The following is a 16426-nucleotide window of genomic DNA, read 5'->3' as shown; positions in this document are numbered from 1 at the left end:
GGAGTGTAACGAGTTTTATAGAAAAATGGAATCTATAAATTAGTCGTTATGGATCTATAATGTATTGATTATTAATAAGTGGCGTAATTTCTCGATTAGCGTACTGTCTTGCACTATTCCTAAATGATCCGTATCCAGCACTTTACTGCTTAACTGAGCGTTAACTTTCGACAGTTCCGAACTCAGCAGTTTGTGTCGACCTTCAGGTTGCCCTGCCCAAAATGCGGTTGGTTTGGTATTGATATTAGGTAACTGATACTCATGACACAGCGCTCTCATGTGCTGCTCTACCGCCCAGCTGTAAAGCATTTGCTCTGCACTTTCTGACAGGTAGTGATCGAAGTTTTGTGACGCTAACCATGATGAGAACACGTTTGGCCATTTATCCGGTGATGATTGGTCAAACCCTGCAAGACAGCTTTGCTTTTGCCCTTCCGATAACTTACCCAAGAGCAATTCTAGATGCTCAATCAGCTTGGCTTTTGCTGTTGGTGATTCCCATTGATCTTCGGCAATTTCAGTGCCCGGCACATAGCAGTCCAATAGCCCGAGGAAAGCAACACTTTCACCTGCTGCTTCGAGGCGAGCTGCGACTTCTTGACAGAGCGCGCCCCCGAGCGACCAACCAATCAATGTGTAAGGCCCTGATGGCTGTATTTCACGAATGGTCGCGCAATAAGTATCAGCCATTGCGCTAAACGAAATGTCAAAGCGATTTGGATAGACGAAGCTCTGAGACTGAACACCATAAACGGTGCGTTTGCCCGCCAATGCTTGAGCTAATTTTTGATAACCAACTGTTCGGCCCGTCACTGGATGAATACAGAATACAGGTGAAATCCCGTCAACATCGGTATTAAGCTTCTCGATCAATTTGAGGTCAGCTTTGGCTGCTATCGCCTCGCCTTTTTGAGATTTAGATGCCGAGTGTACCAATTCAAGCTTTTCTTGCCATTTAGTCGCTTTGGTCTCGATATCTGATTTCGAATAATGACTCGTTGCATATTCAAAATCAGCGCTCAATACACCATCCACAACTTGGACATTGATGACCAAAGGCGTCAACATAGTATTATCATCTGCTTGATCACGCGAGTTTGACGACACTGGTTGACACCAATGAGCAAAAATATTGCCCTGATACTGCCCTAGGTAATTGAATGTTAGCTCTGCAGTTTGTTTTTGAGGCTCATCCTCTAAGTAGCGCAGTCCATAGCCAATGCCTGAGTCTTGGCTCAATAGTGCCATACGCTTAGCGATATCATCTCGAGAATCTGAGGTATTCAAAGTCATCGGATATAGGCTCGTCATCCAGCCTACCATGCGGCTAAGATCTAACCCTTCAAATACAGACTCGTCACGACCATGACTTTCTAGATACACGCTTTGGCCATCTTCGTTGCTTCCCACAATTGCTGTCAAAGCAGAAACAAGTTCAACTGTGATATTTTCAGAACTCAGTAAAGCCGACGTCACCTCACGGCTTAGCTCAACCTTGAGTGAGCGCTTATTGCCATAGATTGCTTTAGCGTGTGTATTTTCCACATGGAAAGCTTGTTGATCCCAAACTGCTTTCCTAGCTTTGCCTTGTTCTGTTGATGCCCATGTGTTGAGGCTATCCACCGCCATATCCAAAGAGGTGTAAACAGGTGGTAACTCAACTGCTTTCATTGAGTTTTCGTCACTAGAAAGCGTTTGCTGATAGGCACGCCATAAGTCATCCATAAGGACTCGCCATGAGACGCCATCTACAGTCAGGTGATGAATTACGATCATCAAGCGAGATTTCTGCCCCTCGATTTGAGCGTAGCCTGCTTGAATCAGTCGGCCTGCTCCGATATCAAGGCTTGTTTGCAATTCGTGAGCAAACACTTCGAATGCCTCTAAACTGTCTAGCTGAGTTTTCCATAGAAGATCATGGGGAACATGCTCGGCGTATTGCTGCTGCCATTTACCTTCAGTTTGAGAAAACGACAATCTCAACGCGGGATGATGCTCTACTAACCCTTTAAGCGCAGTATCCAGTGCCTGAATATCCATATCCTGCTTCAACTCAACACACACGTGCTGGTTCCAGTGGTTTGGCTGAGCAAAGTTTTGCGCCATGAAATGAGCCTGAATTGGCATCAGACCAAATGGTTCTTTTGGTAACTCTCTTTGCTCTTGCTCAACTGCTGCTTCAAGTACTTGTGCTAACTCGCTCAGTACTGGCGCTTGGAATACTTGCTTTGGAGATACGTTGAGGCCTGCTAGTTTCAATTTACTCACTAGCTGAAGGCTCAATATAGAGTCTCCACCTAGCGCAAAGAAGCTATCTTCTCGGCTAACAGAATTAATACCCAGTAGCTCTTGCCAAATCTCAGCAAGGAGAGTTTCTTTCTCACCTTCTGGTGGCAAACCTTGCGACAGCTCAGATTTGAATTCTGGTTCCGGCAGCGCTTTTCGGTCCACCTTACCTGCTGGAGTTAACGGCAATTCATCTAGCACCACAAGATGCGCTGGAACCATATACTCAGGCAGATGCTCAGCAAGCTCAGATAATATCGAAACGCTATCAGCCTTGTTTGCATCAGCGCCATGCAGGTACCCCACAAGGTGGGTCATAGAGCCATGACGATGCGCCGCAACCACGCAAGTCTCGACACCGGATATTTGCTGAAGCCTTGATTCGATCTCACCCAGCTCGATTCTGAATCCACGGATTTTTATCTGTTGGTCAACACGGCCAAAATATTCCATGACACCGTCTTCCCGCCAACGAACTAAGTCACCAGTGCGATACATACGCTCGCCATTATTGGTAAATGGATCCGGCATAAACCTTTCTGAGGTCATATCTGGCTTACCCAAATACCCACGTGCGAGGCCGACTTCTTCACCAATGTACAGCTCCCCGACTGCGCCTTCGGCAACTTGGTTAAGCAACCCATCTAACACATAAAGTCTACGAGCGCCAACAGGTTGACCGATAGGTGCATAGGCGCTGGTTAGCTTATCCTGTGGGTAAGCACGCCAGATCATTGGTGTCACCACGGTTTCTGTTGGCCCATAACCATTGATAATACGTGGTGGGTTTACAACAGATTGCAGGCGGTCATAGGTTTCACGAGTAAAGGCTTCACCACCCAAAGTCCAAGAACGTACATTCAACTTAGGCTGAGCCGTCTCTATCCAATCCAGCAACGGGCCAACATAACTTGGAGGGAAACAGGCTATCGTAATCCCTTCCTGTTTGAGAACATCACAGGTTTTCTCTGCACTCCATAGTTGTTGATCGCGAATCACCAAGCGAGAACCAAACGCCAATGGCACTGTCCAGCGCTCTACTGCCCCATCAAAACTGATTGACGCAAAGTGAAGCTCAACGTCATCTTGCGTCATCCCATACTGAGCACCAATCGTCTGCACATGCATACTCAGGCCATCGTGGGCAATCGCCACACCTTTAGGTTTACCCGTCGACCCTGATGTGTAGATGATGTAAGCCAACTGCTCTGGCAAGAGTTTTACTTCTGGTTTGGCTTTTGAGAGACCTTGCCAATCTAGCTCCCCCATATAAAGCGGTGAAACTGAAGCCGCCTGATCCGCATGTGAGAGGACGTGCGAATTAATCTCTTCCCAACGTGAGCGCAATGATTGATCGCTGATGACCAAGCTCGCAGCAGAATCCTCGATCATGTAAGCCAATCGGTCGGTCGGATAATCAGGGTCAAGCGGTAGAAACGCCCCACCAGCCTTCATAATAGCGATCATCGCTATGATCATATCGTTGCCGCGCTCAAAAAGAACGCCCACAGCTTGATCGCGAACGACACCCAGCTCTACTAACTGGTTCGCCAGCTGGTTCGATTTTTCTTCCAGCTGTTTAAACGTGACACTTTGCTGGCCGTGTTTTAATGCAATAGCCGACGGTTGCTCAATCCCCTGAAGGTCGAACAACTCAGTGACGGGTTGATAATGCCACTCACCTTCTGGCTGCGACAGTTCCGATAATCTGGCGAGTTGAGCCTGATCCAGTGAGTTAAGCGCAGCCAATGGTGCATTCAGGTTTTGTTCTGCTTGTGAGACCAACAGATTCAGAGTACTACTAAGCGAAACCATCATCTCGGGATCGATACGATCTTTGGCATAGGTCAGCGTAACCAAAGTACCGCTCGAAGATTCCAATACATCCAAAGCAACATCAAACAGTGCGAAGTTGCCCTTAAGCGCCAGCGGCTTTACCGCTACACCCGGAGCAAACTCGACCGACTCGATTTGATTGACCTGATGATTAAACAACACTTGAAAGTAAGGCGTTTCGCCAACCAACCTATCCGCCAACAATGAAGAAACCACACGATCAAACGGCAATAGTTGGTGTTCCTGAATCTCCAGCACTTTGCTGTGAGATTTAGTCATGATTTGACCAAAGTTCTGTTCAGGCTGTATGTCTTGCGCAACCACATTAGTGTTTACGAAAAAGCCAATAACGTCAGATACTTCTGGTCGGGCGCGGTTAGCCATTGGCATACCAATGTTGATATCGTTACGTCCTGTCAACTTGAACAGCGCTGCCTGCCAAATGGCTAGCCAAAAACTCGAAGTGGTGACGTTATTTTGCCTTGCAAGGCGTGCAATACGTTCAGAAACATTGCCGTCAAATTTTAGGCTTACCTGCTGTGCTTCTCGACGCTGATTAGGTGCAATATCGCCCGTCCACTCAAACAGTTTTGGCGGCTGCTTCTCACCTAACTCTTGCTGCCAGAATTGAAGATCCTCATCCCCTTTACCCGCTTTTAGCAGTGCATCCTGCCAGACAGAAAAGTCACTGTACTGAATGCTCAATGGCTCTAGAGACTCACCCTGATAGGCGGTGACCAAGTCCCGCATAAATAATCCGATAGACCAGCCGTCAGACACAATATGGTGCATCACGATGATCACATGAGTTTTGTCTTCAGATGCACGAATACACGCCATTCGCACCGGCATCTCATGAAGCAAATCAAACGGCTTAGCGATAAATTCCGCTGTCCATTCGCACAGCTGACTTTCCGTTAAGTGCCTAGCATCTTTAAGCTCAACGTGAGCAATACAGTGCTGGTCAACATGTTGCTTCGGTTCACCTTGGTCCGAAACAACAAAGCGTGTTCTCAAGGCGTGGTGCTTGCTCATGACTTCAGCAAGCGCCAGTTCCATTTTGTCGGTAGAGAGATCACCAGTGAGCTCAAAACCACCACTGATATGGTAAGCACTATTACCAGCATCAAGCTGGTAGATGTCCCAAAGTCGTTTCTGCGCCGGAGAAAGAGGCACATCACGCACCTCTTCTGCTGAGACAATCGGTAGCTTTTCAAAGCTCATTCCTTTGGCATCAAGCAGAGCGATAAATTTCGCCTGCTCTTGCTCGCCAAGGTTTAGAAAACGTTTTGCTAATGCAAATTTGTCTATTTTTGGTTTTTGTTGTGCTTTTGAATTTGATTCTTGGGTCATAACAATTCCAACTCGTCCATTAGTGCTGCCATGGCGTCGAGTTCATCCTGTTCTTGTTCATTGTTTGCCTGATACTGAGATTGAAGTGCATCCGTTAGCGCCTGTAGCGTCCCAGCGGCAAAGAAATCTTTTAATGAGATCGCTAAGTCGAGCTCTTTTTGTGCTTGAGCGACGATACGTGTAGCCAACAGAGAATGGCCTCCGAGCGCAAAGAAGTTATCGTCTAGGCCGACTTTTTCTGAGCCAAGGACTTGCTGCCATGTATTGGCAAACCAAATTTCCAATTCACTCTCTGGGGCGCGATATTCCACCTGACTCCACTCTGGAGAAGGCAACGCTTTGCGGTCACGCTTGCCATTTGGTGAAAGAGGCATTTCATCCAGTGCAACGTAGATGGCCGGAACCATGTAGTCTGGAAGGTGGTCATTCAAGTGTGCTTTAGCAGCCGTTTCTTTTTCTGAATTCCACTCACCACAAACCACGTAAGCGACAAGCTGTGTCCCTGTTTGATGCTCATAAGCAATGACTGCAGATTCATCGACGTCATCATGTTGGTTAAGAACATTCTCAATTTCTTCCAGCTCAATACGAAGCCCACGAATTTTTACCTGATGATCCAATCGGCCCAAGTATTCAAGTCTGCCATCTGACATGCGAACTACTTGGTCACCGGTGCGGTACATACGAGAACCAATGTTCCCATCTTGCTCGCACGCAAACGGATTTGGCACAAAGCGATCGGCGGTCAAGTCCGGTCTGGATAGATACTCACGCGCGAGACCATCACCCGCAAGGTATAGCTCACCTGGGACGCCGACTGGGACTGGATTCCAACAATCATCCAATACATGAAGTTGGGTGTTGCTAATCGCATGACCAATCGGGATGCGCTTACCGACAGGTAATTCACATTGCCAGTAAGTCACGTCAATAGCTGCTTCAGTCGGACCATAGAGGTTATGCAGCTGGCAACCTGGCGCGCCCGTCAACACTTTTTCAGTCAACTCAGCAGGTAAAGCCTCACCGCTACAAATAATGCGGCGCAGGCTGCTGCACTCTCCAATATCCGTTTCGCTTTCAAAAGCATGAAGCATTGAAGGAACGAAATGGATCGTCGTTACGCCCTGCTCTCGAATGGTGTTATGCAATAGCTCAGGTTGTCGGTGATGATCTGGCTCAGCAATAGCTAGTCTTGCGCCATACATAAGCGGCCAGAAGAACTCCCATACAGAGACATCGAAGCTAAACGGTGTTTTCTGAAGGACACAGTCACTGGCATCTAACTGATACTCGTTTTGCATCCAAGCCAAACGGTTGTGCAGTGCCGACTGGGTATTTACCACGCCTTTTGGTAGTCCTGTAGAACCGGAAGTAAAGATGACATACAGCGACTGTTCAGCCTGCCAATTTACCACTGGAGCCTCAGTGCTCTGCTCGTTGACTTGCTGTAAGATCTCAGCCTGATTTAGCGCCACATACTGACATTGAGGATTTTCTGGCCATTGTGGCAAGGTCTCACTATCGGTCAGTAAAATGGATACGTCCGCAGATTCAAGAATGTAATTCAAACGTTCTGCTGGATAACTTGGGTCTAATGGCACATAAGCACCACCGGCACGAGTAATCGCGTGTAATCCAATTACTAGTTCAAACGAGCGTGGTAAACCAAGGCCGACTCTGGTTTCTTCGCCCACACCTTGTTGGCGTAGCCACTGAGCCAACTGATTAACTTTGCTGTCGAATTCAGCGTAAGTCATTGACTGCTGACCCATGGACAAAGCAATCGCCTCAGGGGTGCGCTGTGCTTGAGCTTCAACAGCGACTGGCGGAGGAAGCATTTCACCCCAAGATTTCTTCGTCGCGTTGAATGCTTCAATTTGTGCGAACTCGTCAGAATCAACCAACTTGAGTTCAGACAGCATCGCGTTAGGATTCAATGCAACTTGTTCAAGCAGCTTGAGCCAGTGATCAAGTAACGCTTCGACAAACGTTTGATCGAATACTGGTGCTGCATAGTTAACAAAACCACTCCATTCGCCGTCATCATAGGCCTGAACATCTAAGCTCAACTCTAACTGAGCCGCGACCACGCCCGGATCAAACGCTTCTGCTTGTACTCCTCCCCATTCAGCGAGAATTGAGCGCTCAATACGTTGGAAGTTGAAACTCGTCTGGTACAACGGATGGTGCTGCAAATTACTCGTCACACCAAGTGACTCTACCAATACCTCAAATGGCACATCCTGATGTGTCAACGCCTGTTCAGTAAAACGTTTTGTCTCTAGCAGCAGATTGTCGTAACTCATTGCCGCGTCTAACTGCGCAGGGATCACCAAGTTGTTAATGAAGCAGCCTTGCATCTGCTGAGTGTCTGGCTGTGTTCTGCCTGCGACAGGGATACCAACTCGAATTTCATCACGCCCAGAATACTTGTGAAGCAATAAGTGCCACAGGCTTAACATAACGTTAAAAGGAGTCGTTGCGCTTTGTGCAGCAAGAGTCTCAATCGCGTTGACCTGCTGCTTGGTTAGAGTGAAGTGATGACGCTGACCGGTGGTTTCGAGCTGCTCTCTTGCGACATCGCTATGGAGAACAAGCGGCTCAATATCTTTCACTAACGCAGCTTTCCACCATGAAAGTGATTCTTTGGCATTATCTGACTTTAACCACTCTTGCTGCCAGCTAGCGTAATCGGCGTAATCAAGCGCGACAGTCTCTATGTTTGACTCAAACTGCCCAGAATGACTGTACGACGAATAAACAGCCGACAGTTCTCGCATTAGGTTTTGAATCGAAATGCCGTCAGAGACGATGTGATGGACAACAAGAAGTAGTTCGAATTCTTGATCTGAATGCTTGAGCAAGTAAGCTCTTAGCAGTTCAGGCGATGACAAGTCAAAGGTTTCACCAATCCAGTTTAGGCGCTGAGCCTCTGGGTCGGTGAACTCATCAGCTGAGTATTCTGCTAATGCGAATTGACTTACTTCGTCATCAGAATGGATAGACTGCATCAGCTCGCCATCTACCTGCACGAAGCTGGTACGCAGAGCCTCATGGCGGCCTATCACAGTGCGCAAAGACTGCTCTAGCCACTCTCTATTCACTGTGCCTTTTAACTTAAGGCCAAGCGGCATGTGATAAGCAGAGCTTTCAGGCATCAGCTGTTGAACAAACCATAAACGCTTCTGTGAAGCGCTCACTGGCATGTATTCCATGCGCGGCATTGCTTTGATCGTGACTGCAGGTTCTTTGAGCGATGTACACTGAGTTGCCATCACATCTAGTCTTGGAGAATCAAAGACACTCTGAAGTAAAAGACGAATCTGGTGTTTTTGCTGCAAACGTCCAACGAGCTGGGTAGCGAGCAATGACTGACCACCCAAAGCGAAGAAATCATCATTACGACTCACCTTCTCTAGCCCAAACAAGGCTTGCCATTCTTGTGCCAGAAGTTGCTCTATCTCACCTTCTGGCGCTTCATAGGCTTTGTGCTGAACATGATTATCAGGCTGCGGCAGTTTTTTCTTGTCGACTTTACTTGCTGGCGTCAACGGCATCGAATCCATAACCACAAGCTGTGAAGGCACCATATAGTCAGGCAGTGCTTTCGCCATTTGAGCGAGAATATCATCGCCGTTTATTAGGTCAGCCTGACCTTCTACGTAACCGACCAAGTACTTTCCAGCCGAACCTTCAAAGGCGGTGACAGCGCTCAGTTTACTGCCACTGATACTTTGTAATCGTGATTCGATTTCACCTAATTCGACACGGAAGCCTCGAATTTTTATTTGGTCATCAGCTCGACCCAGATACTCCATTACGCCATCTTCGCGCCAGCGAACTAAGTCGCCAGTGCGGTACATGCGCTCTCCATTATTCGCAAATGGATCGGGAACAAAACGCTCGGCTGTTAATTCTGGACGATCTAGATAACCGCGAGCTAAGCCAACTTCTTCACCAATGTACAATTCGCCACTGACACCAGACGGAACCGGACGAAGGTCGCCGTCCAATACATACAGACTACGCGCACCGACAGCGGTACCGATAGGTGCGTAAGCACTTTCTAGCGGCGTTTCAGGATAAGCCTTCCAGATCATTGGTGTCACGACTGTTTCCGTCGGGCCGTATCCATTGATAATACGCTTCGGATTCAGTACCTGCTGAAGCTTGAAATAGGTCTCTCGTGTAAAGGCTTCACCGCCCAGAGTCCACGAGCGTACGGCTAATGCTGGTTGTTCAACTTCAATCCACTCTAGCAGTGGGCCAACATAGCTTGGCGGGAAACACGCGATGGTCACGGCTTCACGCTCAAGCACTTCACATGTCTCTTGTGCACTCCAAAGCTGCTGGTCTCGAATCACCAGTTTTGAGCCGAAGGCTAGAGGGACAGTCCATCTCTCAACGGCACCATCAAAACTGATCGAAGCAAAGTGCAGCTCGATGTCTTTTGGTGTCATGCCATATCGTTGGCCAATGGTTTGAACATGCATGCTCAGACCAGAATGAGAAACGCACACACCTTTAGGTTTACCCGTTGAGCCGGAGGTATAGATCACATACGCCAGCTGCTCTTCTAAAATTTCAGGACGATTTAAAAGAGGCTGATGAAGGTCGATTTCAGAATACACAATGATGTTATCTCGCAGACAAATCTCACGTGCCAATTGTTGCGAACTACCGTCAGAAATCAGCCACTGTGCATCGCTATCTTCAACCATATAGGCCAGTCGGTCTTGAGGATATGAAGGATCTAAAGGTAGGAATGCAGCTCCGGCTTTCAAGACACCGATCATTGCCACCAACATGTCTGCGCCACGAGCAAACATCACACCAACCCGCTGGTCTCGTTGAATGCCGCGCGCAATTAGCTCAGCGGCTACGCCATCACTGAAGTTATCCAGCTGTTGGTATGTCAATGCGATCCGTTCAGTGCCATTAGTTGATAAGCCCGTTCCCCCAAGAGGATTCGCCACAAGCGCTTCACTATCTGGTTGAGCAAGCACCTGCTCTTTTAATAGTTCAGTAAAGGGTTTGTAAGCCCAAGGTTCAGACGCTTTTACATGACCAAACAAGCGAGACTGTTGCTCGGCGTCCAATACATCAATATCACTCAGGTTATGAGCCAGCTTATCGACAAGCTGCTCAAGATAATGAGACGTCGTTGCTGACAGCGCATCAATATCTGACTTCGAGAATTTCGCTGAGTTGTACGCAAAAACAATGCGTAATGATTCACCTGGCAATACCGCCAACGTTAGCGGGTAATGTGTAAACTCATAACTGTCAGGCTCGCCAATTTTAAGGCCAGTTTCACTAAACAGGCTCTCATCCAATGGGTAGTTTTCAAACACCACCAACGAATCAAACAGATTCTCACCAGCCAGTGGAGATTGTGCTTGTACCTCTGACAAAGAGACGTGGCTGAATTCACGCTGTGCACTCGCCTGCTCTTGTATATCGGCAAGCCATTCACCGGTTTTCGCTTGCCAGTTCACCATTGATGTAACAGGCAAGGTATTAATGAAAAGACCAACCATGGCTTCACTGTTTGCCAATGACGATGGTCGACCTGCAACCGTATTGCCGAAAACAGGCTGAGACTGACCCGTGTAACGTTGAAGCGTCAGTAACCATGCGCCCTGAACGAGAGTGTTTAGCGTGATGCCAGATGACTTCAGTTGAGACTGCCAACCACTTAGTACCTCAGCACTGAAGTCCACGTTGTGGCGCACATGCCCTAGTTTATCTGTGTTCGAACCGTATTGTTCAACCAACATTGTTGGCGCTTCTACACCATTCAGATAACCACGCCAGTACTCTTGAGCACTTTCTGGTTCTTGCTGTACAACCCATTCCAAATAATCAGCAAAATCATGACTGACGACAGGCAGGCTCATGTTTTGATAGTGGGCAAACAGTTCGCTGAGCAAAACACCAGTGCTCCAACCATCCATCAGAATGTGGTGAATCGTGAAGATACAAGCGATCTCATTGTCACCCGTTGTCACTAGATCTACTCGCCACAAAGGTTTTAGCTGCTGGGCGCTCGCATCTTGTTCTAGTTCGAAACCTTGTTCAATGAGCGAACGTTTATACGACTCTAGTTCAAAGCCTACTTCCTCTCGTCCATCAAAGACTCTGCTCGTGATAGGAAGATCATCCCAAACATACAGGTGCGCCTGACCTTCTACTTGATGCAGCGTACTACGTAGAATCGAATGACGCTTCATCAAGGCTTTCCAACCCTCTTCTAATTGGGCAGCATCAGCTCCCGATATAGGCAAGGTAATTTGGTTGACGTAGGTGCTTGTGTCTTGCGATAGCTGAGCGTGGAAATACAAACCTTGCTGTAGCGTAGACAACGGTAGAATTTGATTCGGAAGTTGATGAGCGTTACTACTTACTTGGCTTAACGTCGCGAGACTCAGATGAGTATTTGGCGCTTCAGCTTGTGTCAAAATGGCTGAGTTAGACGTGCAATGTTCCGTTACTACTTTGATTGCTGCCTCTAAGTGATGAACATACGCTTCACACTCAGATTTCGATAAAGCAGATAGTGAAAACTCCAACTCGACATCAAAGCCTTCATCAGTTTCGCTGATATTCAATGCAATTGCGGCATCAGCTTTGGCATTTTCTGGTCGCCATAGGCCAAACTCACCCAGTTCAGCCCCTTTCACGTCAGCCTGCGTTGCTCGGCCTAGGAAGTTAAATAGCACATCAACATTGCGTTGATACTGCCATTGCTGCTGAACAACACCTGCTGAATAACTCAAGCCACCATCGGAGATTGCATGAGAGCCATCTTTTACACGCGCTAACAGTTCACTAACGCCGTCACTTAACACAACTTTTTGTGGGAACAACGCAGTATGCCAGTTAACACTGCGTGAAAGATCCAACCCAAACGACTCACTGAATCGACCATGGCTTTCGCGATGAATGACGATCTCGTTTGTAGAGGTTATTTCTTTCACTGCAAGTGCAGACAATGCCATTAACGTCTGCTCCTTGCTCATTCTGGCGAAGGCCTGAGTCGATGCAAACAATGTCTCGGCGAGCTCTTTGGTTAAATGGTAACTGTGCTTATGAATTCCTTTGCTCTCGCCTTCCTTAGCTGAACCTTCAGCAAAAGCAGGTTCTGCTCGCTGAGCATTCCAGAATTCGGACTGTTTATGACTGATATGAAGATTCTCTAGTGCCTCATACCAATCAGCCTGATTGTGAGTTTTAGAGGCAAACACATAAGAGTCAACACCCATTTCTTGCTGGTAACTTCCAAGCAAATCTTGAATTAGCACAGGCCAAGAAAGCGCATCAATGACAAGGTGGTGGACGGAAACCAGCATTTCGCCCGTCTCAGTATTCAGGCCAACCGACAATTGCTTACCAACAGACGGATTAATCGCACTCTGCACAGCATCGATGTCTATCTGCTCGGCATAAAGGTGGAATGCAAAATCTGCGGTAGTCACATATTCAGCTAGATACTCTGCTGCATTAGGTGTTGTGGTATTGGGAGCCTCGAAAGAAAGGCGCAAACTATCATGATGTTGCACCACTTGCTTGAGTGCTCGGACAATCGCGTCTGCATTAACCGGAGCTGGCAAGTTGAGTTTTGCGTACTGGTTACACAGTTCTAAATGACCATTCTTATCTAGATAGTTCTCAATGAATCGCTTCTGCATTGGTAGCAAGGCTACTTTGCCACTCAGCTCACCTTGTTCAGCTGGTTTGATTTGGCTATCGAGAACACATAACGCCATTTCATCGAGTACTGGATGGTCAAACACTTGCTTTGGTGTCAGCATCAAACCTCGCTGACGAAGCTTACCTACCATTTGTAGCGCAGTAATTGAATCTCCACCAAGTGCAAAGAAATGGCTGTCAGAGCCAATAGACTCTACTTTTAGGAGCTCACGCCATATTTCAGCCAACTGATGTTGGATGTCCCCTTCCAGCGGAGCACCCGCTTTCTGTTCTTCATCCCAATCTGGTGCGGCAAGTTGCTTGCGATCCACTTTACCAGCAGGTGTCAGAGGGAGTGTCTGGTTAACAATGATGCGTGACGGCACCATATAATCTGGCAACTGGGAGGCTAACTCTATACGCCATTGAGATTCAGATTTTTGCTCTGTTTCACTCAATTGAACGTAACCGACTAGGCGCTTTCCTGTCGGCGACTCGTGTGCGACAACCGCACAAAACTCAGCGTTAGAAAGCGTTTGCAGGCGCGATTCAATCTCTCCTAGCTCAATACGGAAGCCACGAATTTTTACTTGTTGATCGGCACGGCCAAGATATTCAACAACTCCATCTTGTCTAAATCGAACCAAATCACCAGTGCGATACATACGCTCGCCGTTAGCGGCAAATGGATCCGGAATAAAACGTTCAGCAGTCAATTCAGGTCGTTTCAAGTAACCGCGAGCAAGGCCAGATTCCATGCCAATGTACAGCTCTCCAACCGACCCAAATGGTACCTGTTTAAGGTTCTCATCCAGCACATACAACTTACGGTCACCCACAGGCTGACCAATCGGTGCGTACGAGCTTTCCAGTTTATCTTCTGGATAAGCACGCCAGATCATCGGAGTAACGACCGTTTCTGTCGGGCCGTAACCATTGACGATGCGAGGTGGATTAACCACCCGTTGAATTCGTTCAAACGTTTCTCGGGTAAATGCCTCACCACCTAGTGTCAATGAGCGAAGAGCCAAATCTGGCTGAGTTTGTTCAACCCAATCTAGCCAAGGTCCGGCATAACTTGGCGGGAAACAAGCGATGGTGACTTTCTCGTCTACCAATACTTGAGTCGTTTTTTCTGGTGTCCACAACTGTTGGTCACGAATGATCAGCGTTGAGCCAAACGCCAGTGGAACAGTCCAACGTTCCACGGCGCCATCAAAACTGATAGAAGCAAAATGCAGCTCTGTGTCTTCAGGCGTCATGCCATATTGCTCGCCAATCGTCTGGACGTGCATTGTCAGTCCGCGATGACTGACTGCCACGCCTTTAGGCTTACCTGTTGAGCCAGAGGTGTAGATTAAGTACGCCAACTGGTCTAAGTGGATATCTTGGTATGAACACTCACCAAGCTCAGAGACTGGAACCTCAGCTGCTAACAAAGATTCAATAGCAATACACTCTTGAGCACAACTGGATTGTATGAAAAGACCTTGAGCCTTATCCATCAGGTGCTGCCGAGTCAGTAACTGCTGAGCTTCACTGTCTTCAAGCATAAAGCTGATGCGCTCAGCAGGGTAATCCGGATCAAGCGGCAGAAATGCGCAGCCTGCTTTCATGATGCCCAGCATGGCGACCAGCATATCGGTGCCACGCTCCATCATCACACCGACAACACCTTCTGATTGAACCTTTCTTTGACGCAATGAGTGTGCGACTACATTCGACTGAACATCTAACTCAGCGTAAGTCAGCGTTTTATCGCCATGTTTTAAGGCAACTTTTTCAGGACGCAGTTTTGCTTGCTCAGCCACCAGCGCCATAAAGGTCACTGGATTCCATGTTTGTTGTACCGCTGAGTGCGCTTCCAAGGCCACTGTATCTGAGCTAGAAAGCGAGTTAGTCTGTGCTAGAGACTGTTGAGGAGATTGGCAGATCTGGTTCAGAACATTTTTGTATGTGCTTAAAATGCTGTCAATTTGAGCTTGAGTGAACTTCTCTTGTGCATAAACAAGTCGGAGCGAAAGTTGCTCTCCTGCAATAGCATCAAGGACAAGTTCAAAGGGTGTTTCGGTCACTGGGAATTCTTCAAAAACACCTTTAATTGTGTTGCCATCCTCGCCGATGCTTTTCACAGCGAGCTTATGCCCGTGACTACGATAATTGAATGCAACAGTAGGAAGCGGCGTCTGGCCTAAAAGCTTCTCAATAGGTAAATGAGAGAACTTCAATGAGTTGCGCAGATTGCTTTTCACCTGCTGCACAACTTCTTTCAAGTTCAACTCTGGATTTGCCTGAACACCCAAGACAGCATTATTAACGTAAAAACCGATATTCCTCCTGTTCGCAGAGTCTCGATTCAATGCTGGCACGGTGATCGTTGGTTGAGAATTGTTGGCATATGAAGACAGAGTCAACAACAACGCAGAAGACAACACCTCGAATTTAGTCACACCAAAATGTTTGGCAACCTTTTCGACCAAGACTGATTCATCAATACCCAATGACTCTTCTATATGCCCGGCGGTATAAGCGCTCTGCTCCTGAGTCGTCTTGCCTTGAAGAATACAGGGCTCCTCACCCATTAACTTCAGAGCTTCCCAGTCCGCCTTCTCTTTTACAGGATCGAAGTCATTTTGACTTTCAGAAAAATCAAAGTAACTGATCCCTTTTGGGATTTTGGGTGACTTTCCCGATACAAATTGAACAATAGAGCTTACAAACAACTGTAGTGACCAAGCATCGGTAATCAAATGATGTGCAGCAATGCATAGAGCAAACCTATCTTCAGCCAACTGGTATAGGTGGAATCTACACAGTAGCTCATTTCCTAAGTTATACGGCTGATAAGTCTTAGCTTTGGCTTCTCGCTTTACAATGTCAGCAGCATCGGCTTCATCGGTCAAATCAACAAAAGCCACTGGGACTCGGTCATAATACGCAAACTGCTGAGGTTGTCCGTCCCTTTGTTCGATCTTTATACGTAAGACTGGGTGCATTTCTAATATCTTAGAAAGTGCGTCTAGGATTTTTTCTTTTGTGATTCCCTCACCCGATAACCATGCAACACCACCTAAGTTATACGCAATACTTTCTGGCATGAGTTGATGGAACAACCATAGACGTTGCTGAGAATGAGAAAGTGGACTCCAACCACCACTGGCGGGAGTCATCGTGATATCATCCACTGACATACATATACCTAAAAACTGTTAAATGTCAGGTACCTAAACAGCAGGCACCAAAATTAAGCGAAATAGAG

2 protein-coding genes are annotated in these 16426 nt (G+C 47.3%); both read right to left on the bottom strand.

Going from position 1 to position 16426, the window contains the following annotated elements:
- Positions 1-54 precede the first annotated feature (54 nt).
- Positions 55-5475 carry a non-ribosomal peptide synthetase gene (locus tag IX95_RS09375; RefSeq protein WP_038159092.1) on the bottom strand — a complete coding sequence of 1807 codons (5421 nt, stop codon included), beginning with the start codon at positions 5473-5475 and terminating at the stop codon, positions 55-57.
- Positions 5472-16358, bottom strand: coding sequence for a non-ribosomal peptide synthetase (locus IX95_RS09370; RefSeq protein ID WP_038159089.1), 10887 nt, complete (start codon positions 16356-16358; stop codon positions 5472-5474). Before IX95_RS09370 ends, IX95_RS09375 begins: the two co-directional genes overlap by 4 nt.
- Positions 16359-16426 lie beyond the last annotated feature (68 nt).

The sequence above is a fragment of the Vibrio sp. B183 genome, assembly GCF_000740665.1.
GTDB lineage: Bacteria > Pseudomonadota > Gammaproteobacteria > Enterobacterales > Vibrionaceae > Vibrio > Vibrio coralliilyticus.
This window is presented reverse-complemented; position numbering and strand designations above follow the sequence as displayed.

Coding starts and splice junctions, on each gene's coding strand:
- IX95_RS09375 (WP_038159092.1), bottom strand. CDS start 5,475: ATGACCCAAGAATCAAATTCAAAAGCACAACAAAAACCAAAAATAGAC.
- IX95_RS09370 (WP_038159089.1), bottom strand. CDS start 16,358: ATGTCAGTGGATGATATCACGATGACTCCCGCCAGTGGTGGTTGGAGT.